This is a genomic window from Lentzea sp. NPDC003310, assembly GCF_040610935.1.
Lineage (GTDB): Bacteria > Actinomycetota > Actinomycetes > Mycobacteriales > Pseudonocardiaceae > Lentzea.
Window position 1 is genome coordinate 151,825 of sequence record NZ_JBEXNC010000013.1, and the last position, 26,296, is coordinate 178,120.

Here is a 26,296-nt window from a genome sequence, read left to right on the forward strand (position 1 = left end):
TCAGTGCTCGTACTGGAGGGAAGCAATGCGCGTCCTGCTCGCCGTCACGGCGGTGCTGGTGCTGTTCACGGGCACGGCCCAGGCCACACCGAGGCACGTCGAGGCCCGTTCCCCGTCGCTGCACCCCGAAGGTGTGGCCTGGGACCGGGGCCACTTCCTCGTCAGCTCACTGCGCCACGGCACGGTGTCGCGGGTCGGCCTCGACGGCCGCGTCCGCCCGTTCATCACCGGCACACCGATGGTGTCCACGTTCGGCCTGCGCGTGGACGGCGACCGGCTGCTGGTCACCTACGGGGACATCGGCTTCGGCGAACGCTCGGTGCCCGGCCAGTCCGGCCTGGGCGTCTTCGAACTGCGCACCGGCCGCGCACTGAGGTACGTCGACGTTCCGAACGGCGCCAACGACGTCACCGTCGACCCGCACGGCAACGCCTACGTCACCGGCACGTCCGGCGACACGATCTGGAAGGTGGACCGCGCCGGCGCCGTCACGCCGTTCGCCCGCGACCCGAGGCTGGGCGGCACGTCGTTCGGCAACAACGGCATCGTCTGGGACCCGAGGGGGTTCCTCGTCACCGGCCACTACACGAACGGCACGCTGTTCAAGGTCACGCGCGACCACGTGGAGGAGCTGCCCGCGCCGAAGCTGCCCGGCGCCGACGGTCTCACCTGGACCCCGCAGGGGCTTGTGGTGGTGACGAACTCCTTGGCGGCGCCGGGCAAGAACGCGGTCACGGTGCTGGACACCCGTACGTGGCAGGTGCGGTCGCAGCGTTCTTGGCCTACCGCGCCGACCACGGCGGCTCGCACGCCGTTCGGCACCTACGTGTTGAGCGGTCGCGTGGATCTGTTGGTGAAGGGGGAGACGACGGACGAGTTCAGCCTCGACCGGTAGGCAGGGTCAGGGTCACGAGGCGCCGTTCGCGGTCGACGTGGACGACGGCTTCGGCGAACAGAGGGAGGGGTCCGGCTGCAACGCTTTCAGCGACAGCCGGGCCTCCATCTGCCACGTGTCGTACTCGGCGAACTCACCCGCGACGCGTTGCCCCACCTCGACCGTCACGTCGTAGTTCCAGGACACGTCCGGGACCCTCACGAACCCGACGCCGGCGTAGAAGGGGTGCGGAGGGCTGTCGTCCAGAGCCACGAACACCCCGAAGTTCTCGACCGCCGCCACCGTGCCCGACAGCACCTGCCCCGGCCGCAACCCGTCCAGGTACGCGTGCAGCTCGGGGTAGTCCCGCACCATCTCCAGCCACTTGTCGTGCGGCGAGATCCGCTCCCTCACGCGGCGCCCAGGAACTCGACCAGCAGCCGGTTCACCTCGTCCGGCCGCTCCAGGTACCCGACGTGCCCGGCCCCGGCCACCTCCGCGTACCGCGCCCCCGGGATCACGTCCGCCACCTCGCGGGACAACCGGGGCGGCAGCACCAGGTCGTCGGCGAAGCCGATCACCAGCGTCCGCACCGCGATCGCCCGGTACGCCTCCAGCCGCGTGTCGTACTCGGCCAGGCCGAGCTGCGCGCGTTCGCCGGGGCCGAAGGTGTTGCCGGCGAACTCGTACATCTGCAGCCAGTCGCGCGCCACCACCGGGTCGGCCAGCGTCGCCTGCGACACGTTCCGGATCACCGACGCCACCGCGTAGAACGGCAGCGGGATCTCGACGCCCTTGTCGTGCAGGTCGCGCATCGCCTGCGACCACGCCTGCTGCACCGGTTCGGGCCGGCCCGCGGTCGCCATCAGCACCGCCGACCGCACCAGCGACGGGTGCGCCAGCGCCAGTTCCTGGGTGATGCGGGCGCCCAGCGACGTGCCGATCACGTGCGCCGGGGCGCCGAGGTGCTCGATCAGCGCGGCGGTGTCGGCGACCATGTCGTCCAGCGTGAAGCCCTCGCCGCACTCCGAGGAGGGCTTGATGCCGCGGTTGTCGAAGTACGCGACGCGGTAGCCCGCTTTCACCAGCGCCGGCATCTGGTACGTGCGCCACACCCGGCCGGGACTGCCGGTGCCCATCACGAGCACGACGAGATCGCCGGAACCCTCGGTCTGGACGTTCAGTTCGATGCCGTTGAGCGGGACGAGGGCCATGCCAAGATCCTAAGGCGCTAGAAGCGGCACAAGGGGCGGATTGCGGCCGCGTGGGACGGATAACGCGCGCACAGGTCGTCCGCGTGCCCGAACTCCACGACGTCATCGGTGTACGGCGGCACCACGACCGTGCCGACCAGCGACCAGTCCCCGGCCGGGGTGCTGCCCTGCCACACGCCCGCGGGCACGACGACCTGCGGGTGCGACGCGCTCAGCATCGGCTCGGTCACCGTGCCGTCCGGGTGCAGCAGCAGCATCCGCAACGGCGACCCGGCGTGGAAGTGGTAGATCTCCAGGTGCTCCAGCACGTGCATGCCGGAGAAATCGGGGCTGCGCAACAGGTACGCGATCGCGGACGCCTCGTCCGAGCGGTGCGTCTGCGCGAAGTACCCGCCCTCGACGGGCAGTTCCTGCATGCCGAGGTCGATGATCAGCTGCTCTGGGGTCACGTCATCTCCGGAAGCGGTGAACCGTGCACGACGACCATGCCCTTGCCGAGCCGCTTCGCCGTGTACATCGCGGCGTCCGCGGCCCCGAGCACGTCGTCGGCGGTGATCTTGGCATCGTACGAGAACCGTTGCGCCACACCGATGCTGGCGTGCACCCGGTGCACGCGGCCGAGCACCTCGTGCGGGTGGCCGAGCGCCTTGAGCAGCCGGTCGCCGATCTCGTCGGCGTCGCCGCCGTCGACCAGCACGCCGAACTCGTCCCCGCCGAGCCGCGCCACCGTGTCTTCGGGCCGTACGTTGTTCTGCAGCCGTGCGGCGACATTGCGCAGAACGGCGTCGCCCTCGGCGTGACCGTTGTTGTCGTTCACGGCCTTGAAGCCGTCCACGTCGATGAACAACAGGATCAGCGGCGTGGAGCGGTCACGCACGGACAGGGCGCGTTCGAGTCGTTCGCGGAAAAGCGAGCGGTTCGCGACGCCGGTCAACGGGTCGTGCGTCGCCTCGTGCCGTAGCTGTTCGCGAGAGACGCGCAGCTGATCCATCAGCCGTACGTTGTCCATCATCGTGAGGAGCTGCCGCACGATCACGAGGCACATGACCCCGAGTCCGACGTAGGTCTCGACGGGGTTCAGCCGGCCGCCGGTCGCGGTGTTCCAGAGCACGAACAGGCCCGTGATCGCGAGCGGCAGGTACGGCACGAGCAGGTGCAGCAGGTCGGCCGTGCGCATGCGACCGGGCGTGGGGGCGTGGTCGCGGGTCGGGGCCAGCGCGCTCAGCAGGAAGAACGCGGGGCACAGCATGAACCCGATGTCCGCCGTCGCGGGGATCGCCGTGTTGCCCTTGGCGATGTGGAACGCGAACACCCAGCCCGATGACGACTGCGCGATGCCCGCCAGTGCCACGAAAAGCATCGGCCACTGCCGCACGGACTGATGCGTCCACGACATCACCACGATCGCCACGAGCAGCACGAGGTACGCGGCGGGATGCGCGACCACGGTGGCGAACCCGGGACCTTCCGTGGCCCACGCACGGGACAGCGACTCCAGCGCCGACACCCACGTCAGCACGAACAGCGACCCGATCACGATCAGCCCGTCGAGCACGACCACCGTGCGGCTGCGGTAGTTCGGCAGCAGGTCGTCGGCGCGGCGTTGCTGCGCCTTCACGACGAGGGCGGCCAGGCAGAGGACCGGCACCATGGTGAACCCGAGCGGTGCGATCGTGGACGACGGCAGCTGCACGCCCATGATCTGCTGGCCCCAGATCCACGCGGACAACCCGATCGCGAGGCTGGTCATCGCCGCCGTCATCCACCGGTCGCGCTTGCGCGCGTAGGCGACCAACGCCGCGATGGCGAAGACGAGCTGCACCACCTTGTCGATTGCGATACCGATATCGCGAGGCGCGGCGAGAGCCGTGAGGATGGCGATCGCCATGAAGGCGCCGACGCCTCCCGCAACGGCCCAGAACCTCTTCACCGCGCACTCCCGTGATCGAAACCCGACCACCGTAGTAACGCCGGTGCGGACTTGTCGAACCGTGTCGGTGCCACCTGCCTATGGGTGCACCGGATATGGTTCGAACTGTTGTTCGTTCGGCGATCCGGGGAGCTGTTGTGCGCGTGTTCGGGGTCGACCCCGGTCTGACCAGGTGCGGCTTCGGCGTCGTCGACGGCGGACCCGGCCGGGTCGTGCGCGCCGTGGCCGTCGACGTCCTGCGCACCCCCGTGGACGCTCCTCTGTCCGTGCGCCTGCACGAGCTGTACGACGGCGTCTGCGTGTGGCTCGACCGTTACGAACCACAGGTCGTGGCGATCGAACGGGTCTTCGCACAACACAACGTCCGCACGGCCATGGGCGTCGCCCAGGCGTCGGGCGTCGTCGCCCTGGCCGCCGCACAACGGGGCCTGCCCGTCGAGTTCCACACGCCGTCCGAGGTGAAGGCCGCCGTCACCGGGTCGGGCCGCGCGGACAAGGCGCAGGTGACCGCCATGGTCACCAAGCTGCTCGGGCTGAAGGTCGCCCCGAAGCCGGCCGACGCGGCGGACGCGCTGGCGCTGGCGATCTGCCACCACTGGCGCGCGCCGATGCGGTCGCGGCTGGAGGAGGCGCAGGCCCGCGCCGCCGAACTGGCCCGCGTGCACAAGGCGAAGCTCGCCGAAGCGGCGCGGCGGAGCGGATCATGATCGCTTCAGCGCGCGCCGAAACTGTCGGTGCCGGCTGGAAGAATGAAATCAAGGGGTCCCCTTCGCGAGGGGACGCCTGCGTGAGCGTGAAGTCCGGAGGAACCAGGTGATCTCGTCACTGCGCGGCCAGGTGCAGCACGTCGGCCTCGACCACGCCGTCGTCGAGGTGGGCGGCGTCGGCTTCGCCGTCCAGATGACCCCGACCACCCTCGCCACGCTGCGCCGCGGCGAGGAGGCGAGCCTCGCCACCACCCTGATCGTCCGCGAGGACAGCCTCACCCTGTTCGGCTTCGCCGACGCCGAGGCCCGCGAGCTGTTCGGCCTGCTGCAGACCGTGAGCGGCATCGGCCCGCGGATCGCGCTCGCCACCCTCGCGGTGCTGGAGCCGGACAAGCTCCGCCATGCGCTCGCCGAGGGCAACATCACCGTCCTCACCCAGGTCCCCGGCATCGGCAAGAAGGGCGCGGAACGGCTCATCATCGAGCTCCGCGACAAGGTCGGCCAGCTCGCCGCGCCCACCACGCCCGCGCACAGCCAGACGCGCGACCACGTCGTCGAGGCGCTGCTCGGCCTCGGCTTCCCGGCCAAGGCCGCCGAGACCACGGTCGACAAGGTCCTCTCCGAGAACCCCGACCAGTCCACCTCCGCCGTCCTGCGCCGGGCGCTCGCGACCCTGGGGCGCAAGTGAGCGAGGAGGAGCTCAGCCCGTACGTCACCCCCGCCGAACGGGACGTCGAGACCAGCCTGCGCCCCGCCGACCTGCACGAGTTCGTCGGTCAGCACCGGGTCCGCGAGCAGCTCGAGCTCGTCCTGCACGGGGCGATGCGCCGCGGCACGGCCCCGGACCACGTCCTGCTCAGCGGCCCTCCCGGGCTCGGCAAGACCTCCCTCGCCATGATCATCGCGAAGGAGCTGGGCAGCGCCATCCGCATCACCAGCGGCCCGGCCCTGGAACGCGCGGGCGACCTCGCCGCGATGCTGTCCAACCTGGTCGAGGGCGACGTCCTGTTCATCGACGAGATCCACCGGATGGCCCGCCCCGCCGAGGAGATGCTCTACCTCGCGATGGAGGACTTCCGCGTCGACGTCGTCGTCGGCAAGGGGCCCGGCGCGACCAGCATCCCGCTCGACATCGCGCCGTTCACCCTGGTCGGGGCCACCACGAGGTCCGGGGCGCTGACCGGCCCGCTGCGCGACCGGTTCGGCTTCACCGGCCACATGGAGTTCTACAGCCCCGACGAGCTCGACCTCATCGTCAAGCGCAGCGCCAAGATCCTCGGCGTCGACATCGCCGAGGACGCCGCCCTCGAGATCGCGGGCCGCAGCCGGGGCACCCCGCGCATCGCGAACCGCCTGCTGCGCCGCGTCCGCGACTTCGCCGAGGTCAGGGCCGACGGCCGGGTCACGGCGGAGATCTCCCAGCAGGCGCTGCTGGTCTACGACGTCGACCACCTGGGCCTCGACCGGCTCGACCGCGCCGTGCTGTCCGCGCTGGTCAAGAGCTTCGGCGGCGGCCCCGTCGGCGTCTCCACCCTCGCGGTCGCGGTCGGTGAGGAGCCGACCACCGTGGAAGAGGTGTGCGAACCGTATTTGGTGCGAGCTGGCATGCTGGCCCGGACACCACGCGGCCGAGTGGCGACGCCCGCCGCGTGGCACCACCTGGGGCTGGAACCGCCCGCCGGTGATCAACTGTGGTGACCTGGCACAATCGGTGAGAGCACCTGGACATATCGGGCGTGTGTTGAGGCATGTCCATTTGATCGGAGAATGATGGACCTTGGCAGTTTGATGTTCCCGTTGCTTCTGGTTCTGCTCGCGGTGCCGCTGTTCCTCAGCGCGCGCAAGCAGAAGCGGGCGATGGCCGAGCAGCAGCAGCTGCAGAGCTCTCTCGCCCCGGGCGACAAGGTCATGACGACCTCGGGTCTGTACGGCACCGTCGCCGACGCGAGCCACGACACCACGATCGACATCGAGATCTCCGAGGGTGTCGTCACCCGCTGGCTGCGTGCCGCGATCCGCGAGAAGGTGGCGGAGACCGACGAGGCCGTCGTCGTGGACAAGGACGACGAGGACGAGGTCGTCGCCGCGGACAAGACCGAGGACAAGGCCGAGGTGACCACCGCACAGGTCGCCGAGCCCCTGGACCACAACGCCAAGAAGTAACCAACAGGATCGTGACACCTGGAGTTGGCAACTGTGAACACCGCCAACTCCAGGTAGTGACGCGCAGCTCACCTGGCGCGCGTTACGCTGCGCGCTCGGAAACCATCGCTACTAGGAGACGGACGGATCGTGGCACCTCCGGCCGGGCAAATTCGCCCTGCGAAGTATCTGGCGAGTTTTGTCCTCATCGTGGTCGCGCTCTACGCCCTGGTCTTTTTGACCGGGAACGGTTCGGCCAAACCCAAGCTCGGAATCGACCTGCAGGGTGGCACGCTCGTCACGCTGACCGCGCGTCAGGAAGACGGAGCCCAACCCAGCGAGGAAGCGCTCAACCGCGCACGTGACCTCATCGAGGTCCGCGTGAACGGTCTCGGCGTCTCCGGTGCCGAGGTCGTGCGAGACGGCAACAACCTGGTGATCACGGTCCCGGGCGCGGACAGCGAAGGCGCGAAGGGCCTCGGCCAGACCGCTCGCCTCGCGTTCCGCAAGGTCATCGGCCAGCCGGTGCCCGCCGGTGCCGCGCCGAACCCGACCGAGACCTCGTCGAGCACCCCGCCGTCGAGCGGCGCGAGCACGCCTCCGTCGGCGCCGCCGAGCCAGAGCGCCGGCCAGGCCCCGCCCTCGAGCGGTGCCCCGCAGGGCCGTCCCGCGCCGAACCTGGCCGCGCAGCCGTCCAGCACGCCGCCGTCGAGCAGTGCCGCGCCGTCGAGCAGCGCCGCCCCGACCACGCCGTCCGCCCCCTCCAACGTCGACCCGAAGGTCGCGAAGGAGATCCAGGAGGCCAAGGCGCTGCGCCAGTCCACGGACCCGCAGGTCCTGCAGCAGGCCGCGCTCATGCTCGACTGCACGAAGGCCGACCCGTTGCGCGGCAACGACGACCTCGACAAGCCTCTCGTCACCTGTGACGAGAAGGGTGAGTTCAAGTACACGCTGGCCCCGGTCAACCCTCCCAAGGAGGACACCCAGACCAAGGCCGACGACTTCTCGAACTACTCCCGCCTGACCGGTGAGGACATCAGCAACGCCGCCGCGAACGCCAACCCGAACGGCACCGGCTACGTCGTCAACCTCGACTTCAAGTCCGAGGGCGGCACGAAGTGGGGCTCGTTCACCGCGGCCAACGTCCAGCAGGCCGTCGCGGTCGTGCTCGACGGCGAGGTCATGTCCGCGCCGACCATCCAGTCGGCCATCTCCGGTGGCTCCACCGAGATCAGCGGCAAGTTCACGCTGAAGGAAGCCACGAACCTCGCGAACACGCTGAAGTACGGCGCGCTGCCGCTGTCCTTCGACTCGTCCGAGGCGCAGACGGTCTCCCCGACGCTCGGCCTGCAGTCGCTCAAGGCGGGTCTCATCGCCGGCGGCATCGGCCTCGCGCTGGTCTTCGTGTACTGCCTCTTCTACTACCGCCTGCTCGGCATCCTGACGATCCTGTCGCTCGCGCTGTCCGCGGTCGTCATCTACGCCGTGCTGGTGCTGCTCGGCCGCGTCATCGGCTTCACGCTCGACCTCGCCGGCATCGCGGGCTTCATCGTCGCCATCGGTATCACAGCGGACTCGTTCATCGTCTTCTTCGAACGACTGAAAGACGAAGTGCGAGAAGGCCGTTCGTTCCGTTCGGCCGTCCCGCGCGCATGGGTCCGTTCGCGCCGCACGATCCTCTCGGCCGACGCGGTCAGCTTCATCGCCGCCGCCGTGCTGTACGTGATCGCGGTCGGCCAGGTGAAGGGCTTCGCGTTCACCCTGGGCATGTCGACGGTCCTCGACCTCGTGGTCGTGTTCCTCGTGACGCACCCGCTGGTCGCGATGGCCTCGAAGTCCAAGTTCCTGTCCAACCCGAGCCTGTCCGGCCTGGGCGGTGCCGCCCGCGAGGGTGCCGCACACCGCGCCGCCACGACCGGCAAGACGACCGCCGTGAAGGAGGCCTGACATGAGCGTGTTCTCGCGTCTTTATGTGGGCAACGGCGCCTTCGACATCGTCGGCAAGCGCACCCGCTGGTACATCGTCTCCGGCATCATCCTGCTGGTCTGCATCGGCTCCATGGTGTTCAAGGGGTTCAACCTCGGCATCGACTTCGAGGGCGGCACCAAGATCTCGCTGCCGTCCGTGTCGGCGAGCGGCCAGACCATCTCGACGCAGGCCGTCGAAGACGCCTACGCCAAGGCCCTGCCCGGCAAGAAGCCGAACGCCGTGCAGGCCGTCGGTTCCGGCGCCAGCGCGACGATCCAGCTCAAGTCCCCGGCGCTGAACGTCGCCGAGGTCGCGACCCTCAAGGCCGCGCTCGCCGCCGACACCCAGCCGCAGGGCGGCCAGTCGGCGATCTCCGACAGCGCCGTCTCCGCGTCCTGGGGTGGTGAGATCAGCGGCAAGGCCCTGTGGGCCCTGTTCTGGTTCTTCGTCGCGGTGACGATCTTCCTGGTGCTCTACTTCGAGTGGCAGATGGCCGTCGGCGCGCTCGTCGCCGTGTTCCACGACGTCATCATCACCGCGGGCGTGTACTCGCTCATCGGCTTCGAGGTGACGCCGGCGACGGTCATCGGTCTGCTCACCATCCTCGGCTTCTCCCTGTACGACACGGTCGTCGTGTTCGACAAGGTCAAGGAGAACACCCGAGGCCTGCTGGGCCTGACCCGCCGCACGTACGCCGAGGCGTCGAACCTGGCGCTCAACCAGACCCTGATGCGCTCGATCAACACCTCGCTGATCGCACTGCTCCCGGTCATCGGCCTGCTGGTCGTCGGCGTCGGCATCCTGGGTGTCGGCACCCTGCAGGACCTGGCGCTCGTGCAGCTCGTCGGCATGTTCATCGGTGCCCTGTCCTCGATCTTCATCGCCACCCCGGTGCTGGTGGACCTGAAGATGCGCGACCCGAAGTACATCGCGCAGGCCAAGCGCGTGGCCGCCCGCCGCGCCAAGGCCACGGGCCCGCAGGTCGCCGAGGGCATCGAGTCGGTCGACGAGGACGCCCTCGCCGCCGACCTGCGCAAGGAGGAGGCGTACGCCGCCGCCGCGTCGGTGCCCCACCGCACCGCCAAGGCAGCCGACGCGCGCCGCCGTCCGACCGGGAAGCGCCAGCGTTGAAACTGGATCGTGCACTGGAACTGCTGCGTGAGGTCCCGGACTTCCCCCAGCCGGGGGTCGTCTTCCGGGACTTCACGCCGGTTCTCACCGACCCCGACGCCTTGCGCGCCGTGGTCGACGCCCTCCAGGACAAGATCGACGACAGCACCCAGGTGATCGCCGCCATCGAGTCGCGCGGATTTCTCCTGGGTGCTGCTCTGGGCTACGGCTGGCGCTACGGCGTCGTGCCGCTGCGCAAGCCGGGCAAGCTCCCGGTCGTCGCCGACTCGGTGTCCTACGCGCTCGAGTACGGCGAGGCGTCCCTGGAGTTGCCCGCCGACACCATTCAGCCGGGCCAGCGCGTGGTCGTGGTGGACGACGTGCTCGCGACCGGAGGCACCGCCGAGGCCGCGTGCACGCTGATCGAACGTGCCGGTGGCATCGTGACCGGTGTGTCGGTGCTGCTGGAGATCGCCGCGCTGGAGGGCCGCTCGCGGCTCGCGGGCCGCGAGGTCAGTGCTCTGCTGACCGTGTAACTGCTTGGTGTTCCACTGAGGTCGACCTGCTCGCCGCGTTCGGTGAGCAGGTCGACTTTTGTTTCTGGGCCGTCCTCACCCCGCCACCGGCACGATGAACCGGTAGGCGACCACGACGGTGATGGCCCACAGGAAGTAGAAGATCGGCAGGGCGAGCAGGACCAGCCGCCAGGCCTTCATGTCGCCGTGCCCGACCCGCATCAGCGCGGCGGACGCGCCGAGCCACGGCACCACCCCGAGCATCGCCGCACGGGCACCCTCGTCACCTCCGGTGGTGACGAGGTTCAGCACGACGATCGCGGCGTACCAGATGCCCGCGAACGTCAGGCAGTGCCAGATCGGCCGGTGTGAGTGCATGCGGCCAGTCTCTCAGCGGAACACGAGCTGGAACCCGACGCCCACCACGACCAGGACGATGGTGATGAGGATCGTCAGCAGGACGTAGACCGGCAGCGACAGGAAGATCAGCACCCACGGCTTGATCCGGACCCTCGACGCGATGAGCCAGGTCACGAACGAGGTGAGCATCCACACGACGACGTCGCCGGCGACGCCGCTCCCGAGCCCGTCCAGGCCGTAGCCGGTCCTCAGCCCGACGATGACCTGAACCGTGACGGCGGCGAAGAACCAGATCGACGCGCCCGCGACGCAGTGCAGGAACGGCGTGCCCCGCTGCGCGGCGGGAGTGGACGGTGGCGGTGCAGGAAACATGAGCGGTCCCCCCAGACCTCGTTCACGTCGAGTGACCGATCATGCCAGTTCCGCTACCGCCGCGTCACCGTGACTTGGAACAAGTGTCGCGTTTTCAGGCGAGTGGCGGAGGAGCCACGAACGCCGCCCCGACGCTCACGAACACGAGCGTCACCAACGACGCCGGCGCCGTCACGACCGCGATCTCCCACAGCTTCGGTGCCTTCGCGCGCCGCAGGAGCAGCCAGCTCAGCGTCGTCGCCACCACCCAGCCGACGGCGCTGCCGATGATCGACCGCGGGTCGATGTGGCCGGGGTCGTCGAGGGCCAGGTACGCCATCGTGCCGAGCCACACGAACGTCATGGCGGCGCACCAGAGCAAAGTCCTCACCCGAGCGAGTCTGTCAGGCGCGGTGCCGCGCCGATTTCGGGGGCTGGGCGGCCGTCGTCAGAAATGTTTCGTGGCAATTTTTGCGAGTTGCGTTCATAGCCGCGTGCGAGGCTTTTAGCTGGTTGAGCGCTAACGACACCTATGGCCAGATGTCCACGGCATTCGCCCGATCGTGTGACCGCTGACGTGGCTTTTCGGCGAGATCGTGCGGTACTGTCGAACGCATGAGCGAACCGAACCGCCGATTTCCGGAAAGCCGGATGAGGTGCGAGATCCTTAATTTCACCCGGACGAGCTGGTTCGTGGAGGAGGGTCAATGTCTACGGTCGGACGAATGACTGCGATCACCTCCACCGCCTACAGCCGCGACCTGGGCGACGAGTTGCGGCGCCTCCGCGAGAAGTTCAGCGGGCTGACGGGCCACGCGTTCGCGGAGCAGCTCGGCTGGGACCCGAGCAAGGTCTCCAACATCGAGAAGGGCAAGGCGCGTGCGAGCGAGATCGACCTGGTGCAGTACCTGATGATGTGCGGCCGGGACACGGACCACTTCGAGGCCTTCCGCGCCCGCTACCGCTACGCGTTCGACCCGTACGTGGTGACGGTGCCGGACAACCTGCGCACCCTCGCGCTGGCCGAGGCCCAGGCGCAGCGCATCACCACCTACGACGTGCACACGGTGCCGGGCCTGGTGCAGCTGCCGGAGTACGCGCGGGCGCTCTTCGTCGACGGCGGCCGGGTCGCCGCGGACGACATCGACAAGGGCGTGCGGCTGCGCACCGAACGCCAGGCGGTCCTGCGGAGGCACAACCCGCCGGAGTGCCGCTTCTACGTGCACGAGCTGGCCTTGCGGCTGAAGGTGGGTGATGCCCGTTTGATGGAAGAGCAGTACCTGCGCCTGCTGTTCCACACGCACGTGCTGCGGATCGTGCCGATCTCGGCGGGGACGGCGCCGATGCGGCAGTCGGCGCGGATGTTGTTCAGCTTCGAGAAACACGCGCCCCTCGCGTACGGCGAGACCGCGCTGGGGCAGGTGTTCTCGCACGACGGCGCCTCCATCCGGGACAGCCGTGAGTTCTTCCAGTGGTTGGATGCGCGCGCCTTGGATGAGGGACAATCGCGGAGCTTGCTGGCGAACTACGTCAGCGGACTCCGGGAGGATCTCGATGAGCCGCGAACGGACCTGGCGTAAGAGCTCCTACAGCAACGACACGATCGAGAGCGCGTGCGTGGAGGTGTCGGTCGCCCACGACGCTCTCGTGCGTGACTCGAAGGCCGCGGGAGGTGCCGCCCTGGTCTTCTCGATTCAGGCGTGGCGGGCCTTCGTGGTGAGCGTCGCCTGATCGGCCCAACAAAAGTCCGGGGCGCGTTCACCGTGTGAGCTGTGCCGCTCAGCGCGCCATCGGAAGTTTCCGCATCGTAAACGCGTTATCCTCGGTACTCGCGAGACCCGAGGAGCGTGGGGTTGAGTCAAGACACCGAACCCGCTGCGACGGTTGTTCAACCGTCGGCTACCCGGCGTGTGCGCGCCCGCCTGGCGCGGCGCATCACCGCCCAACGTGCGGCCCCGGTGAAGCAGGTCCTCGAACCTCTCGCCGCCGTGCACCGTGACCTCCATCCCAAGGCCGATCTGGCGCTTCTGCAGCACGCGTACGACGTCGCCGAGGAGAAGCACCGCCCGCAGCGCCGCAAGTCCGGCGACCCGTACATCACCCACCCGCTCGCCGTGGCGACGATCCTCGCCGAGCTGGGCATGGACACCACGACGCTGGTGGCCGCGCTGCTGCACGACACCGTGGAAGACACCGACTACTCGCTCAACCAGCTCAAGGAGGACTTCGGCGAGGAGGTCGCCCGGCTGGTCGACGGCGTCACGAAGCTCGACAAGGTCAAGCTGGGGGCAGCGGCCGAGGCCGAGACCATCCGCAAGATGGTCATCGCGATGGCGAAGGACCCGCGGGTCCTGGTCATCAAGCTCGCCGACCGGCTGCACAACATGCGCACCATGCGGTTCCTGCCGCCGGAGAAGCAGGCCCGCAAGGCCCGTGAAACGCTCGAGGTGCTCGCGCCGCTCGCCCACCGGCTGGGCATGGCGACGGTCAAGTGGGAGCTCGAGGACCTGGCGTTCGCGATCCTGCAGCCGAAGAAGTACGACGAGATCGTCCGCCTGGTCGCGAAGCGCGCGCCGAGTCGCGACACGTACCTGCGGTCCGTGGTCGACGAGCTGAACACGCAGCTCGAGAGCGCGCGGATCGTCGCGAAGGTCGAGGGGCGGCCGAAGCACTACTACTCGATCAACCAGAAGATGATCGTCCGCGGGCGGGACTTCGACGACATCCACGACCTGGTGGGCGTCCGGATCCTCGTGGACGAGGTGCGCGACTGCTACGCCGCGATGGGCGTCGTGCACGCCGCCTGGCAGCCGATGCCGGGCCGGTTCAAGGACTACATCGCGCAGCCCCGGTTCGGCGTGTACCAGTCGCTGCACACGACCGTCATCGGTCCCGACGGCAAGCCCCTCGAGGTGCAGATCCGCACCCACGAGATGCACCAGCGGGCCGAGTACGGCATCGCGGCGCACTGGCGCTACAAGGAGACCAAGGGCACGCACAACGGCAAGTCCGTCGAGATCGACGAGATGGCGTGGATGCGTCAGCTCCTCGACTGGCAGCGGGAAGCCGCGGACCCCGGCGAGTTCCTCGAGGGGCTGCGCTGGGACCTCGCGGCGCGCGAGATCTTCGTGTTCACCCCCAAGGGTGACGTCGAGACGTTGCCGACGGGGTCCACGCCCGTCGACTTCGCCTACGCCGTGCACACCGAGGTGGGGCACCGCTGCATCGGCGCCCGCGTCAACGGCCGGCTGGTCGCCCTGGAGCGCAAGCTCGAGAACGGCGAGGTCGTCGAGATCTTCACCTCCAAGGCGGAGGGTGCGGGGCCGTCCCGCGACTGGCTGAGCTTCGTGGCGTCCCCGCGCGCCAAGGCGAAGATCAAGCAGTGGTTCGCCAAGGAGCGCAAGGAAGAGGCGATCGAGCAGGGCAAGGACGCGATCACCAAGGAGGTCCGGCGCGTCGGGCTCCCGATCCAGCGCCTGGTCTCGGTCGACTCGATGCAGGCGCTTGCGAAGGAACTGCACTACCCGGACATGAGCGCGCTGTACGCGGCGGTCGGCGAGGGCCACACCAGCGCCCGCCACGTCGTGCAGCGGCTCGTCGCCCAGCTCGGCGGTGTCGACCACGCCGAGGAGGAGCTGGCCGACCGCGCCACCCCGTCCACGGTCACGAGGCGTCGCCCCACCGGCGACGCGGGCGTGATCGTCAAGGACGCGGGCGACGTGTGGGTGAAGCTCGCCCGCTGCTGCACCCCGGTGCCGGGCGACGACATCCTCGGCTTCGTGACGCGCGGCGGCGGCGTGTCCGTGCACCGCACCGACTGCACGAACGCGGACGAGCTGCTGAAGTCGCCGGAACGGCTCCTCGACGTCGAGTGGGCGCCGAGCGCGTCCAGCGTCTTCCTGGTCGCCATCCAGGTGGAGGCGCTCGACCGGCACCGTCTGCTCTCGGACGTCACGAAGGTGCTGGCGGACGAGCGGGTGAACATCCTGTCGGCGTCGGTGACGACGTCGCGCGACCGGGTGGCCGTCAGCCGGTTCTCGTTCGAGATGGGCGACCCGAAGCACCTCGGCCACGTGCTCAAGGCCGTGCGCAGCGTCGAGGGCGTCTACGACGTCTACCGCGTGACGTCGGCGTCGTAAGCGCCACGGACTAGAAACAAAGAACGGCCCCGGAACCGCGGTTCCGGGGCCGTTCCTTTTCAAGAGTTAGCTGTGAAGAACTCGTCGCGGGAGTTAGTTCGCGACCAACGCCGACTTGATGTCGACCGGCGTCTTCGGCTTGCCGTCGCCCTGGCCCGGCTGCTGCGAGATCGTGCCGGTCTTCGCGACCTCGTCGACCTTCTTCAGCGACTCGGCGTCGACCGTGCCGAACACCGTGTAGTCCGGCTTCAGGGCCGAGGCGTCGCCGTAGACGATGAAGAACTGCGAGCCGTTGGTGTTCGGGCCCGAGTTCGCCATGGCGAGCACGCCGCGGCCGTAGGTGAGCTCCGGGTAGGTCTCGTCCTTGAACGCGTAGCCGGGGCCGCCCATGCCGTTGCCGCCGGGGTCGCCGCACTGCAGGACCTGGATGCCGGTCACCGTGAGGCGGTGGCAGGTCGTGTTGTCGAAGTACTTCTGCTTCGCGAGCTCGACGAAGTTGTGCACGGTGCACGGCGCGAGCGAGCGGTCCAGGTTCAGCTTCAGGTCACCGATCGAGGTGCCGAGCGTGACGCCGACCGTGCCGGTGGCGGGCTGCTCGCCGTTCGCGGGCGGCGTGTTCTCCTTGGCCGCCGGCTCCTGGCCCTTCGTGTACTCGCAGCTCACCTTCTCCGGCAGGGGAGTGGGGCGCTTCGCGACCTGGTGCAGCTCGGTGGGGATGTTCTCCGCCTTGTCCACCGACTCCTGGGTCGGAGTCTCCGACGCGGCGGCGTCACCGTTGCCGAAGACGTCGTTGGTCGCGAGGAACCACACGCCACCTCCAACGAGCGCAACAACGACGACCGTCGACACGACGGCGATGATGCGACGCTTCTTGGCCCGCTCCTGGCGGTAGACCATTTGACGCTCAAGCTTGCGCTTGGCGTTCGCGCGTCGCTGCTCGTTGGTGGGCACGTGCTCCCTCCCCAGGGACTCATGCGAATAGGGCGGTCGGCTCGGGAGTCTAGGGCCTGGGCATATGAGCTTTGTGTGGTGGTTAGGCTGTGGTTGAACAGGGAGGTCATTTTCGTGCTCGTGATCGGGTTCCCGACTGGTGCGCTCCAGGCGAACTGCTTCGTCCTGGCGGCCGGTGAGGGCGAGCCCTGCGTGATCATCGATCCCGGTCAGGACGCGGTCGAGCCGGTCGAGCAGGCCTTGCGCAAGCACCGCCTCGCGCCGGTCGCCGTGCTGCTCACGCACGGGCACTTCGACCACACGTTCTCCGTCACCCCGGTCTGCGACGGCAACGACATCCCCGCCTACATCCACCCGGACGACGTGGCGATGCTCTCCGACCCGCTGAAGGGCGTCAGCCGCGAGTCGGCCGCGTTCTTCGGGGGCAACCTGGAGATGCGCGAGCCCTCCGAGGTGCGCGAGCTGACCGACGGCGCCGAGCTGGACCTGGCCGGCCTGAAGATCACCGTCGACCACACGCCGGGCCATACCGGCGGGTCGGTGATGTTCCGGTCCGGCGTGCAGGAGGGCGGTCGCCTGGTGCTCTCGGGTGACACGCTCTTCGCCGGTTCCATCGGACGCACCGACCTGCCGGGTGGCGACCACTCCGCGATGCTGTCGTCTCTGCAGAGCAAGGTCATGACCTTGCCCGATGACACAGTGGTGCTGCCCGGCCACGGCCCGACGACGACCATAGGCCGTGAGCGCGCGACGAATCCTTACCTGCTTCAACTGCAGGATGCTCCGGCCGCCCCGCACCGAGGACTTTGAGAGACGTGTTTTCCGCACCCAAAGGCGTTCCCGACTACATCCCGCCGACGTCCGCCGCGTTCGCGCACGTCCGGTCGACGCTGACCCGCGCGGCCGAGCTCGCGGGCTACGGCTACATCGAGCTGCCTGTCTTCGAGGACACGGCGCTGTTCGCGCGTGGCGTCGGCGAGTCGACCGACGTCGTGACGAAGGAGATGTACACCTTCCTCGACCGCGGTGAGCGGTCCATCACGCTGCGGCCCGAGGGCACCGCGGGCGTGATGCGGGCCGTGATCGAGCACAGCCTCGACCGCGGCTCGCTGCCGGCGAAGCTCTACTACGCGGGCCAGTTCTTCCGCGCCGAGGCCCCGCAGGCGGGCCGGTACCGGCAGTTCCACCAGGTCGGCATCGAGGCGATCGGCATCGACGACCCGGCGCTCGACGCCGAGGTCATCGCCGTCGGCGACGCCGGGTTCCGCGCGATCGGCCTCACCGGCTACCGCCTGGAGCTCACGTCGCTGGGCGACGCGAACTGCCGTCCCGCGTACCGGGAGAAGCTGCAGGCGTTCCTCGCGGACCTGCCGCTCGACGAGGCGACCCGCCAGCGCGCCGAGCTGAACCCGCTGCGCGTGCTCGACGACAAGCGCCCCGAGGTGCGCGAGATGGTCGCCGAGGCGCCGCTGATGGTCGACAACCTGTGCGACGCGTGCCGCGAGCACTACGAGCTCGTCAAGGGGTACTTGACCGAGCTGGGCGTGAAGTTCGTCGAGAATCCGCGCATGGTCCGCGGTCTCGACTACTACACGAAGACGACGTTCGAGTTCGTGCACGACGGTCTCGGCGCCCAGTCGGGCATCGGCGGCGGCGGCCGGTACGACGGCCTGATGGCGCAGCTGGGCGGCCAGGAGCTGTCCGGCGTGGGCTTCGGTCTCGGCGTCGACCGCGCGCTGCTCGCGGCGCAGGCGGAGGGCGTGCTGCCGGAGTTCAGCCGCGTCGACGTGATCGGCGTCCCGCTCGGCGAGGCCGCGCGGGCGAGGCTCGTCGCGATCGCCGGCGAGCTGCGGGCCGCGGGCGTGCGGACCGACCTGGTCTACGGTGGCCGGTCGATGAAGGCGGGCTTCAAGGCCGCCGACAAGTCCGGCGCGAAGCTCGCGCTGGTGCTGGGCGAGCGCGACCTCGAGGCCGGCAACGTCGGCATCAAGACCCTCGCCACCGGCGAGCAGGTCACGGTGGGGCTGGCGGACGTGGTGTCGGTGGTGCGCGACGCGCTGAAGACCGCCGCGCTGGTGGCCGCGGTGCCGGGCGGCGTCGAGGGTCTGGCGTCGGACGTAGCCGAGGCGGTGCGAGAGACCCCGTGAGCGACGACAAGCTCGTTCTCGACCTGCTGGACAGGACGACGGTCCGCAAGCGGGCGCGCATGGTGGCGATCGGCGGCATCATGGTCGCCCTCGCCTTCGGCGCGATCGTGGGTCTGATCGGCGGCCGCTGGCCGGGCGTGATCGCCGGGGTGATCGTGTCGCTGCCGGTGATCCTGCTGGCGATCTCCGAGGCGCGCCGCACGGTCTGGCTCGAGGGCACGACCGTGCACGTGCGGGCGTTCGGCACGCGCAAGGTCGACCTGGCCACGGCCGACGGCCTCGACCTGCTGGTCACGGACCTGCGCGGAGCCCGGACCGTCGGCCTGTTCGTGCGCGGCGGCAAGAAGGCGATCAACATCGCCCTGTCGATGTACCAGGGCACCGGCGGCCGCGAGATGGGCGTCTACCAGCTGCGCCGCCTCGCGGACGCGCTGGCGGCCCGGGGCGACACGCCGGGTCTGGTGTTCTCGGAGCTGCTCGTCGCGCAGCTGCGGGCCGAGGCGCGCGGGCTGGCGGCGGCGGAACGGCCGCTGTACCGGCTGGGGTCGCTGGCGCCCGCCGGGAAGATGGCGCAGAAGCTGCACCCGGACGCCGTGTCGAAGTTCGTCACGTCGCTCGACTGAGAACGTGTGCTGGGAACGCCCGTCGCTCGCGCGGCGGGCGTTCGGCGTTTGAGGCGGCCGAAGTCGCGGTGCGGAGCTGTGGTGGCGGGCGTTCGGCGTTTGAGGCGGCCGAAGTTGCGGCGCGGAGCTGTGGTGGCGGGCGTGCGGTGTTTCAGGCGCCCGAAGTCGCGGCGGCAGGCTCGTGGTGGCAGGGACGGCGAGCGGGAGCCCCTACGTGCCCCAGAGCCCCGCAGGCGGCGCCGGGGACAGGGTCGCCGTCGCGTCCGTCGTCACCGGCGCGCCCCCGATGAACTTCGTCAGCCCCGTGCCGTGCTCCACCCGCCCAGGGAACGGGTCACCGGCCGTCGCGCGGGTCAGCTGCTGCATCGGCAGCCCCGTGTGCGAGGCCATGATCACGAAGTTGCCGAACCGCCTGCCGCGGAACACGCCCGGTTCGGCCAGCACGCAGACGTGCTCGAACACCGCGCGCACGGTCGCGCACTGGGCGCGGGCGAACTGCAGGCCGTTGCCGTCGCCGATGTTCGCCGTGTAGACGCCGTCCGGGGCCAGCGCGTCGGACGCCTGGCGCACGAACTCCACCGACGTCAGGTGCGCGGGGGTGCGGGCGCCGGCGAAGCAGTCGGTGACGATCAGGTCGAACGAGCCGGGGCGCGCCTTCACGAGCACCGTGCGGGCGTCGCCGGTCGTGATGCGGACGCGCGGGGGAGGCGGGAGCTCGCGGCGGACGAACGCGATCAGGCCCGCGTCGATCTCGGCCACCTGCTGAGACGCGCGAGGGAGTAGATCGGCCACGTAGCGCGCTAGCGTGAGAGCGCCACCACCGAGGTGGAGCACACGCGAGGGTGCGGTGAGATCGACGATGTGACCCAGCCGGCGGACGTACTCGAACTCCAGGTAGGTCGGGTCGTCCAGGTCCACATGCGACTGTGGGGTTCCGTTGACCCGCAACGTCCAGGAGTTCCGCCCACCCAGATCGGGGACCAGCTCCGCGACGCCGGAGTCGATCGACTCGGTGATCGCCTCTGTGTCGGGCCGTTGTCTTCCCACTGCTCTATTGTCTCACCGCGTGTGTCAGCTCTGAGGAGGAACCCAAGTGCAGGTCATCGCCAACGTTTTGCTCGCCCTCGTGGCGTTGATCCACATCTACATCGTGGTCCTGGAGATGTTCCTCTGGACGACGCCGCGCGGGCAGAAGGCGTTCGGCCTCACGCCCGAGTTCGCGCAGGCGTCCAAGGCGCTCGCCGCGAACCAGGGTCTCTACAACGGGTTCCTCGCCGCCGGTCTGATCTACGCGATCGTCCGCCAGGACTTCGGCGCGTCCGTGCTCTTCACGGTGTTCGTGATCGTCGCCGGCGTCTACGGCACGTTCACGGCGAGCCGGAAGATCTTCTTCGTGCAGGTGGTGCCGGGCGTGCTGGCGCTGCTCTTCGTGCTCTTGGCTCGCTAGGGCGTTCCCACGGCCCCTTGTCGGGGTCGTAGCCGGTGAAGAGGTCGCCCTCGATGCGCGCGGGCCGTGGTTTCACGGGCTTCGCGGCGCGCTTCACGGTCCTGGTCTCGGGCTCCGGTTCGGGATCGGGCTCGGGAGCCGCTAGAGGGGCGACCTCTTGGCGCACCGCGACCAGGGCGGCCAGGGCGGTGGTCACCGGGATCGCCGCGACCAGGCCGATGCTGCCGACCAGGGTCCGCACGATTTCCTGTGCGATCTGCTGCGCGGTGAGGATCTCGCCCATCGACCGCCCGGCCAGCGAGATCGCCAGCAGCAACGGCAGCGCCGCGCCCGCGTAGGCCATCACGAGGGTGTTCACGACCGACGACATGTGGTCACGCCCGATCCGCGAGCCCGCCGCGAAGAGCTCGCGCCACGTCAGCTTGTCGTTGGCCCGCCGGAGCTCCCACACCGCACTGGTCTGGGTGACCGTCACGTCGTCGAGCACGCCCAGCGCGCCGATCAGGGTGCCCGCGAGCAGCAGGCCGCGCGTGTCGATCTCCGTGCCGAGCAGCGTGACCAGGTTCGTCGTGTCGTCGTCGATGCCGGTCAGGCTCGCGAGCGCCGAGAACACCGCGCCCAGCACGCCGATCAGCGCGAGGCTGACCAGGGTTCCGAGCACGGCCGTCGACGTGCGCGCCGAGACGCCGTGCGTCAGGTACAGCACCACGAACATGATCAGTCCGGCGCCGACCACCGCGACCATCAGCGGGTTCTGGCCCGCCAGGATCGACGGCATGATGAACAGCACCAGCACCACGAAGCTCAGCAGCAACGCGCCGAGCGCGGCGAGGCCCTGCCACCGTCCGAGCAGCAGCACGGCGGCCGCGAACAGCAGTGCCAGCACGGCGAGCGACCAGCCGCGCTGGAAGTCGACGATCTGGTACGACTCGGCGGCCTGCGGCTGGCTGCCCGCGTAGGACAGCACCACCTCGTCGCCCAGCCCGAAGCTCGGTGCCCCCGGGCCCTTCACGCTCGGGATCGTGATGCTCTGCCCGCTCGCGGCGCCGTCGGTCATCCGCACCGTCACCGCGACGCACTTCTCGCCGCAGTTCTCCGCCACGCCCGTCACGACGGCCTCGACCGGCGTCTGGTGCAGGCCGATCTCCGCGCCCGTCTTCTGCTCCACCCCGAACGGGTACAGCAGCGCCACGCCGACGATCGTGGCCAGCGCCAACGGCACCAGCAGCCACATCAGCAACGTGCGCACGCGCTGCGACGCCGGTTCCTCGCTCAGCGCGTGGCTATGCCCGTGACCGTGACCCACGCGCGACATCCTGCCCCATGAGATGTTCGACGGCGGTTATGGCCGCCTCGAACCTGTCCTCGGTGAGCTTCAGCCACGGCACCCCACGCGCGGTGAGCTCCCGTTCGAACAGCGCGGTCATCCACTCGCGCAGGTGTTCGCCGTCGCGCCAGCCGTCCTGTTCGAACGGAACACCCACGTGGTCGGTCAGCAGGTACAGGTCCGGTGCGGAGCCGCGGAAGATCTCCGGCCGGAAACCGAGGTAGCGCTCGCCCCAGACCGTCGCGGCGAACGCGTCGTTGTCCGCGACCACCAGCGGCGCGGTCTCGGCCCGAATGCGGCGTTCCTGTTCCCGGGCAACGTCTTCGAAGTCACCCGGGGTCCACACCAGACCGTCCACGGTGGCGTCCGGCGAGAACGACCGTGCGGCGGTGAGCTTGTGCTCGGTGTGCTCGCGGCCGTACTCGGGGATCCAGGGCGCTCCGAAGTGGTCCGCGAGCTGCCGCGACAGCGTGGTCGTGCCGGTGCTCTCCGCTCCCAGGACCACGACCTTGCGGCCCAGGCCGCGCTGGGTCGCGGGCGCGAGGTGGTGCCAGTTCGCGACGGGATCGGTGCGCACCGCCGTGCCGGAGACCGGGTGCGTCAGGCGGTCGAGGTCGACGAGGACGTGCTGGGCGCCGAGCCTGCGGGCCAGTTCGTCGCCGTACTTCTCGCTGGAGAACACGACGTCGACGCGCGCGCCGGCCGGGTCGCCGTCGGCGATGGCGCGCCGGGCCAGCACCGCGCGGGTCAGGGCGACGTGCAGCTCCCAGATCTCGTCGGAGTCGAAGTCCATCGGGTGGTCGTCGAGGTCGCCGACGATCCGGACGCCCGGGGTGTCGCGGTGGGTCTCGGTCAGCCAGCGCACCCGGTCGTCGAGCGGGATGGTCTCGTGCGACGCGGCGAGCACGGTGACGGTCGTGCGGTCGCTGCGGGAGGCCGCCGTCTCGACGAGGTGGTGGTGGCCGTTGTGCGGTGGGTAGAACTTGCCGAGCACCAGCGCGTGGCCGAACTCCTTCACGCGGGCACCTCGTTGCTCTTCAGGTCCTTCAGCCAGTTCCGCAACCCCAGCACGCACAGCACCATGAACCCCACGTACAACACGGCGGTCAGGTACAGCTCCTTGTAGGCGTAGAGCGGGACGTAGATCACGTCCGCGGCGATCCACAGCCACCAGCACTCCACCTTCTTGCGGGCCTGGCCCCACGTCGCGAGCAGCGACAGCACCGTCGTGATGGCGTCCCAGAACGGCACGGTCGACTCGGTGAACGTGACCAGGACCCAGTGCAGCAGCGCCGTTCCGAGCACGCCGGTCACCGCGAGCCAGATCCACTGGGGCGTCGTGGTGCGGCTGACGTGCAGCACCGAGTGCTGCTCACCGCCGCGCACCCACGCCCACCAGCCGTAGACCGCGAGTGCCATGTAGACGATCTGCAGGCCGGAGTCGGCGTAGAGGCCGCTGCCCCAGAACAGCACGAGGAACGCGATGTTGTTGGCGATCCCGATGGGCCAGTTCCACGGGTTCTGGCGGGCGACCAGCCACACGCACAGTGCGCCGGTGACGAAGCCTGCTACCTCAATGGGTGACACGCGTTCTCCTTGACCGCTGTTCGAACATGTGTTCGAATCGAAGACGTGCGATGGGACGGGCAGAAACTCGAGGCAGAGCCGCAACAGGCACTACCGGGGCTACCGGGACTGGTGCGCAGCGTACGAACTCCTGAGTTCGCGGACGTGGTGTTCCACGAGGTCCGCGCCAAATCCGTGCTCAACGGGGTACCGGGGTCGTCGCTGCCGTTCTCGTGGACGGTGAACCCGTACCGCGGCTGTTCCCACGCCTGCACGTACTGCATGGCGGGCGACACACCGATCCTCATGGGCAACGGTCGCACGAAACCGTTGTCGCAGCTGCGTGAAGGTGACGAGATCTACGGCACCGAGCTCGTCGGCAACTACCGGCGCTACAAGCTCACGACCGTGCTCGCGCACTGGGAGACGCGCAAGACCGCGTACCGGCTGACGCTGGAGGACGGCACGACCGTGGTCGCGTCCGGGGACCACCGGTTCCTGACCGACCGCGGCTGGAAGCACGTGACGGGCGAGACGGCGGGCGTCGGACGCCGCCCGCACCTCACCACGGGCAACAAGCTGATGGGCACGGGCGCCTTCGTCGAGCAGCCGTCCGTGACCGACGACTACCGCCGCGGCTACCTGCGCGGCATGGTCGACGACGAGCACGAGTTCCGCATCCCCCTGGCCGACATCGAGGCCATGGACCGCACTCAGGAGTACCTCGACTACTTCGGAGTGCGGGAAGGGGGTGGTTTTCTGCACCAAGTGCGCGAGCTCGCGCACTGGCAGATAGCGCCGAACCCGGACTGGCTCAAGGGATTCCTGGCCGGCGCGTTCGACTACCTCGGGACCTGCTCGCGCAGCATCCTGCGGTTGTCCACGCGCAACGCCACCGTGCTGGAGGCGATCTGCCTGGCGCTCAAGCACTTCGACTTCGACTTCGCGATCGAGGAGCTGCGCCGCCGCCGTGGTGTGCGGGTCGTGCGGCTGCGCGGCGGGCTGCGGGAGAACCTGCGGTTCTTCCACACCGTCGACCCGGCGATCACCCGCAAGCGCGACATCGACGGCGTGGCGATCAAGTCGCAGCAGCCGCTCGGCGTCGTGTCCGTGGAACCGCTGGGGGAGATGCCTCTCTACGACATCTCGACCGGCACGGCGGACTTCATCGCGAACGGGATCGTGTCCCACAACTGCTTCGCCCGCAAGACGCACTCCTACCTCGACCTCGACACGGGCCGCGACTTCGACACCCAGCTGATCGTCAAGGTCAACGCGGGGGAGGTGCTGTCGCGCCAGCTGCGGTCGTCGAGGTGGAAGCAGGAGCACGTCGCGCTCGGCACGAACACCGATCCGTACCAGCGGGCGGAGGGGCGGTACGCCTTGATGCCAGGGATCATCGAGGCGTTGACCGCCTCCCGCACGCCCTTCTCGATCCTCACGAAGGGCACGCTGCTGGCACGGGACCTGCCGCTGCTGACGGCCGCCGCCGAGGTGGTGCCGGTCGGGATCGCGGTGTCGCTCGCGTTGATGGACCGCGACCTGCACAAGTCGCTGGAGCCCGGCACGCCGACGCCCGCCGCCCGGCTGGAGCTCGTGCGCAAGGTGCGCGAGGCGGGGCTGCCGTGCGGGGTGTTCGTGGCGCCGGTGTTACCGGAGCTCACGGATTCCGTGGAGCAACTGGACTTCCTGCTGGAGCAGATCGCGGAGGCCGGCGCCACGGGCGTGACCGTGCTGCCGCTGCACCTGCGCCCCGGTGCGAAGGAGTGGTTCGCGGCGTGGCTGCGGCGCGAGCACCCGGACCTCGTGGAGACGTACCGGTACCTGTACGGGCCTCGGTCCTATGTGGACAAGCGGTACCGCGAACGGCTGACCGCGCGGGTCGTGCCGTTGATCGAGAAGCACGGCCTGGCACCGAGGGGGCGGTCCACCGACGCCGTCACCGGTGTGCCCGGTGACGACGACGGCGTGTGGCCCGACGGCAGCCTGCCGGTGGGTGTGCCGGCCCCGCGCGTCGATCAGGAACAGCTCACCCTGCTGTGATCGCTTCGAGCTCCGGCTCGGAGAAGTGGAGGACTTCGTAGGCGCCCTCTTCCCCGGGGTGCTCCTCCCACAGTTCGAAGCGCACGACTTCCCACGTGCGCGGATCGACGCCCAGCGCCGCCGAGTGCAGGCCGGGCGCCTTCACCAGTTCGACCTCCGCCACCGCGTCGATCGGGTTCGCCTCGGGTGCGAGCCTGGTGATCCGACGGGTCGCGTACCTCGCCGCCGCCGCGTCGCCCCGCAGGAACGCGACGCCCGGCCAGTGCCGCACCTCCGGCCGGCCGAAGTCCGCGAGGATTCCCTGGAAACCCCCTCCGCGGTAGAGGAAGTTCGCCATGCCCGCCGAGGTGTTCCACACGTAGAACGGCGCGTACGTCGTGTCGCGGACCAGGTACGCCTTGAACCCCAGACCCGCGAACCGGTCGAGTGCGTGACCGCGGGTGCGGACCCGGTCGCGGATGATCTCCATGTCGTAGTTCGACGGCAGCCTGATCTCGTACTGCATTGCGATCATGCTTCCGTTGTACCTACGCCCACCCGCCCTGGGCCATCGTCTGGAACTTCCACTCCCCGTCCACGCGCGTGAGCAGGTCGCCGTAGCGCACCGTCATCCCGTTGATCGTGCCGTCCGTGATCACGAAGACCAGGTTGTCGTTGATGAAGTGCGGCGTCCTGGTGGACTCCATCTGCACCTCGCCGCCCAGCTGTGCCCCCATCTGCTCGAGGAACGTCGCGCGGTCCCACGACGTGGCCGACCCGTCCGTGACCGTGTTGATCGGGAACAGGGCCATGTCGGCCATCGCCTCGACGTCGCCCTTCACCGCGAGCGCGTCCCACTTCTCGAACCACTGCATGACCTCGTCGTACGACATACCGTACAT

29 protein-coding genes and 1 pseudogene are annotated in these 26,296 nt (G+C 69.3%); 16 read left to right on the top strand and 14 right to left on the bottom strand.

What is annotated here, in order from left to right:
- The first annotated feature begins 25 nt into the window (after positions 1-25).
- On the top strand, positions 26-895 hold the full coding sequence (locus ABZX02_RS26970) for an SBBP repeat-containing protein (RefSeq protein ID WP_355301896.1): 870 nt from the start codon (positions 26-28) through the stop codon (positions 893-895).
- A gap of 12 nt (positions 896-907) precedes the next feature.
- Here ABZX02_RS26970 and ABZX02_RS26975 read toward each other — a convergent pair whose 3' ends face one another.
- Genes ABZX02_RS26975 through ABZX02_RS26990 form a run of 4 tightly spaced genes read right to left on the bottom strand, consistent with a single transcriptional unit; the run spans position 908 to position 4,018 of the window.
- Positions 908-1,288: a S1 RNA-binding domain-containing protein gene (locus ABZX02_RS26975; RefSeq protein ID WP_355301898.1), complete on the bottom strand. Its 381-nt coding sequence runs from the start codon at positions 1,286-1,288 to the stop codon at positions 908-910.
- Positions 1,285-2,088 (bottom strand): alpha/beta fold hydrolase, encoded by an 804-nt coding sequence (locus tag ABZX02_RS26980; RefSeq protein WP_355301900.1) that lies wholly within the window; start codon positions 2,086-2,088, stop codon positions 1,285-1,287. The genes ABZX02_RS26975 and ABZX02_RS26980 overlap by 4 nt, the downstream gene beginning before the upstream one ends.
- A 17-nt stretch (positions 2,089-2,105) precedes the next feature.
- Positions 2,106-2,537: a cupin domain-containing protein gene (locus ABZX02_RS26985; RefSeq protein ID WP_355301902.1), complete on the bottom strand. Its 432-nt coding sequence runs from the start codon at positions 2,535-2,537 to the stop codon at positions 2,106-2,108.
- Positions 2,534-4,018, bottom strand: a complete 1,485-nt coding sequence (locus tag ABZX02_RS26990) for a GGDEF domain-containing protein (protein WP_355301904.1) — start codon at positions 4,016-4,018, stop codon at positions 2,534-2,536. The genes ABZX02_RS26985 and ABZX02_RS26990 overlap by 4 nt, the downstream gene beginning before the upstream one ends.
- 137 nt (positions 4,019-4,155) lie before the next feature.
- Between ABZX02_RS26990 and ruvC the strand changes: the two genes are divergently transcribed.
- The 7 genes from ruvC (at position 4,156) to ABZX02_RS27025 (ending at position 10,482) form a co-directional block, all read left to right on the top strand.
- Entirely contained in the window at positions 4,156-4,725 is a 570-nt protein-coding gene (ruvC, locus tag ABZX02_RS26995; protein WP_355301906.1) for a crossover junction endodeoxyribonuclease RuvC, read from the top strand.
- A 106-nt stretch (positions 4,726-4,831) separates the two neighbouring features.
- Positions 4,832-5,413 carry a Holliday junction branch migration protein RuvA gene (gene ruvA, locus ABZX02_RS27000; protein WP_355301908.1) on the top strand — a complete coding sequence of 194 codons (582 nt, stop codon included), beginning with the start codon at positions 4,832-4,834 and terminating at the stop codon, positions 5,411-5,413.
- A complete protein-coding gene (gene ruvB / locus ABZX02_RS27005) occupies positions 5,410-6,423 on the top strand; it encodes a Holliday junction branch migration DNA helicase RuvB (protein WP_355301910.1) in 1,014 nt (337 codons plus the stop codon). The genes ruvA and ruvB overlap by 4 nt, the downstream gene beginning before the upstream one ends.
- Positions 6,424-6,513: 90 nt before the next feature.
- Positions 6,514-6,888, top strand: coding sequence for a preprotein translocase subunit YajC (gene yajC, locus ABZX02_RS27010; RefSeq protein ID WP_355301912.1), 375 nt, complete (start codon positions 6,514-6,516; stop codon positions 6,886-6,888).
- Between the two features lie 129 nt (positions 6,889-7,017).
- A complete protein-coding gene (secD, locus tag ABZX02_RS27015; RefSeq protein WP_355301914.1) occupies positions 7,018-8,814 on the top strand; it encodes a protein translocase subunit SecD in 1,797 nt (598 codons plus the stop codon).
- A 1-nt stretch (position 8,815) separates the two neighbouring features.
- The gene (gene secF / locus ABZX02_RS27020) at positions 8,816-9,967 is read left to right on the top strand and encodes a protein translocase subunit SecF (RefSeq protein WP_355301916.1); all 1,152 of its coding nucleotides are present in this window, start codon (positions 8,816-8,818) and stop codon (positions 9,965-9,967) included.
- Positions 9,964-10,482 carry an adenine phosphoribosyltransferase gene (locus ABZX02_RS27025; protein WP_355301918.1) on the top strand — a complete coding sequence of 173 codons (519 nt, stop codon included), beginning with the start codon at positions 9,964-9,966 and terminating at the stop codon, positions 10,480-10,482. Before secF ends, ABZX02_RS27025 begins: the two co-directional genes overlap by 4 nt.
- Before the next feature lie 75 nt (positions 10,483-10,557).
- Here ABZX02_RS27025 and ABZX02_RS27030 read toward each other — a convergent pair whose 3' ends face one another.
- The 3 genes from ABZX02_RS27030 to ABZX02_RS27040 form a co-directional block, all read right to left on the bottom strand.
- Positions 10,558-10,839 carry a hypothetical protein gene (locus tag ABZX02_RS27030; RefSeq protein WP_355301920.1) on the bottom strand — a complete coding sequence of 94 codons (282 nt, stop codon included), beginning with the start codon at positions 10,837-10,839 and terminating at the stop codon, positions 10,558-10,560.
- 12 nt (positions 10,840-10,851) lie between these two features.
- Positions 10,852-11,193 (bottom strand): hypothetical protein, encoded by a 342-nt coding sequence (locus ABZX02_RS27035; RefSeq protein ID WP_355301922.1) that lies wholly within the window; start codon positions 11,191-11,193, stop codon positions 10,852-10,854.
- A gap of 94 nt (positions 11,194-11,287) precedes the next feature.
- Positions 11,288-11,563: a hypothetical protein gene (locus ABZX02_RS27040; RefSeq protein ID WP_355301924.1), complete on the bottom strand. Its 276-nt coding sequence runs from the start codon at positions 11,561-11,563 to the stop codon at positions 11,288-11,290.
- Positions 11,564-11,897: 334 nt separating this feature from the next.
- Between ABZX02_RS27040 and ABZX02_RS27045 the strand changes: the two genes are divergently transcribed.
- The 3 genes from ABZX02_RS27045 to ABZX02_RS27055 all read left to right on the top strand — a co-directional run bounded on the left by ABZX02_RS27045 (position 11,898) and on the right by ABZX02_RS27055 (position 15,311).
- Positions 11,898-12,752 (top strand): helix-turn-helix transcriptional regulator, encoded by an 855-nt coding sequence (locus ABZX02_RS27045; RefSeq protein ID WP_355301926.1) that lies wholly within the window; start codon positions 11,898-11,900, stop codon positions 12,750-12,752.
- Positions 12,727-12,903, top strand: coding sequence for a DUF397 domain-containing protein (locus ABZX02_RS27050; protein WP_355301928.1), 177 nt, complete (start codon positions 12,727-12,729; stop codon positions 12,901-12,903). The genes ABZX02_RS27045 and ABZX02_RS27050 overlap by 26 nt, the downstream gene beginning before the upstream one ends.
- A gap of 116 nt (positions 12,904-13,019) precedes the next feature.
- Positions 13,020-15,311, top strand: coding sequence for a bifunctional (p)ppGpp synthetase/guanosine-3',5'-bis(diphosphate) 3'-pyrophosphohydrolase (locus tag ABZX02_RS27055; protein WP_355301930.1), 2,292 nt, complete (start codon positions 13,020-13,022; stop codon positions 15,309-15,311).
- A 93-nt stretch (positions 15,312-15,404) separates the two neighbouring features.
- Here the strand turns inward: ABZX02_RS27055 and ABZX02_RS27060 are convergent, their stop codons facing one another.
- Positions 15,405-16,262, bottom strand: coding sequence for a peptidylprolyl isomerase (locus tag ABZX02_RS27060; RefSeq protein WP_355301932.1), 858 nt, complete (start codon positions 16,260-16,262; stop codon positions 15,405-15,407).
- Between the two features lie 114 nt (positions 16,263-16,376).
- On the opposite strand from ABZX02_RS27060, the gene ABZX02_RS27065 reads away from it, so the two are divergent.
- From ABZX02_RS27065 to ABZX02_RS27075, 3 genes and pseudogenes are all read left to right on the top strand, one after another.
- A complete protein-coding gene (locus ABZX02_RS27065; protein ID WP_355301934.1) occupies positions 16,377-17,072 on the top strand; it encodes an MBL fold metallo-hydrolase in 696 nt (231 codons plus the stop codon).
- Positions 17,069-18,325, top strand: a pseudogene (gene hisS, locus ABZX02_RS27070) (histidine--tRNA ligase); the annotation flags it as partial. The gene ABZX02_RS27065 and the pseudogene hisS, both read left to right, overlap by 4 nt.
- Before the next feature lie 80 nt (positions 18,326-18,405).
- A complete protein-coding gene (locus tag ABZX02_RS27075) occupies positions 18,406-19,032 on the top strand; it encodes a hypothetical protein (RefSeq protein ID WP_355301936.1) in 627 nt (208 codons plus the stop codon).
- A 210-nt stretch (positions 19,033-19,242) separates the two neighbouring features.
- Here the strand turns inward: ABZX02_RS27075 and ABZX02_RS27080 are convergent, their stop codons facing one another.
- Complete coding sequence (locus tag ABZX02_RS27080; RefSeq protein ID WP_355301938.1) at positions 19,243-20,079, bottom strand: fused MFS/spermidine synthase; 837 nt, start codon at positions 20,077-20,079, stop codon at positions 19,243-19,245.
- Between the two features lie 46 nt (positions 20,080-20,125).
- On the opposite strand from ABZX02_RS27080, the gene ABZX02_RS27085 reads away from it, so the two are divergent.
- Positions 20,126-20,479: a DUF1304 domain-containing protein gene (locus ABZX02_RS27085; RefSeq protein WP_355301940.1), complete on the top strand. Its 354-nt coding sequence runs from the start codon at positions 20,126-20,128 to the stop codon at positions 20,477-20,479.
- Here the strand turns inward: ABZX02_RS27085 and ABZX02_RS27090 are convergent.
- The 3 genes from ABZX02_RS27090 to pnuC are packed head-to-tail and all read right to left on the bottom strand — an operon-like array spanning position 20,400 to position 23,393.
- Positions 20,400-21,785 carry a YibE/F family protein gene (locus ABZX02_RS27090; RefSeq protein ID WP_355301942.1) on the bottom strand — a complete coding sequence of 462 codons (1,386 nt, stop codon included), beginning with the start codon at positions 21,783-21,785 and terminating at the stop codon, positions 20,400-20,402. The genes ABZX02_RS27085 and ABZX02_RS27090 overlap by 80 nt on opposite strands.
- Positions 21,763-22,824 (bottom strand): AAA family ATPase, encoded by a 1,062-nt coding sequence (locus tag ABZX02_RS27095; protein ID WP_355301944.1) that lies wholly within the window; start codon positions 22,822-22,824, stop codon positions 21,763-21,765. Before ABZX02_RS27095 ends, ABZX02_RS27090 begins: the two co-directional genes overlap by 23 nt.
- Positions 22,821-23,393 carry a nicotinamide riboside transporter PnuC gene (gene pnuC, locus ABZX02_RS27100; RefSeq protein ID WP_355301946.1) on the bottom strand — a complete coding sequence of 191 codons (573 nt, stop codon included), beginning with the start codon at positions 23,391-23,393 and terminating at the stop codon, positions 22,821-22,823. The genes ABZX02_RS27095 and pnuC overlap by 4 nt, the downstream gene beginning before the upstream one ends.
- Positions 23,394-23,438: 45 nt before the next feature.
- Between pnuC and ABZX02_RS27105 the strand changes: the two genes are divergently transcribed.
- On the top strand, positions 23,439-25,415 hold the full coding sequence (locus ABZX02_RS27105) for an intein-containing Rv2578c family radical SAM protein (RefSeq protein WP_355301948.1): 1,977 nt from the start codon (positions 23,439-23,441) through the stop codon (positions 25,413-25,415).
- Here the strand turns inward: ABZX02_RS27105 and ABZX02_RS27110 are convergent.
- Positions 25,402-25,929 (bottom strand): DUF4865 family protein, encoded by a 528-nt coding sequence (locus ABZX02_RS27110; protein ID WP_355301950.1) that lies wholly within the window; start codon positions 25,927-25,929, stop codon positions 25,402-25,404. The genes ABZX02_RS27105 and ABZX02_RS27110 overlap by 14 nt on opposite strands.
- Before the next feature lie 13 nt (positions 25,930-25,942).
- Entirely contained in the window at positions 25,943-26,287 is a 345-nt protein-coding gene (locus ABZX02_RS27115) for a nuclear transport factor 2 family protein (protein WP_355301952.1), read from the bottom strand.
- Positions 26,288-26,296: the final 9 nt, after the last annotated feature.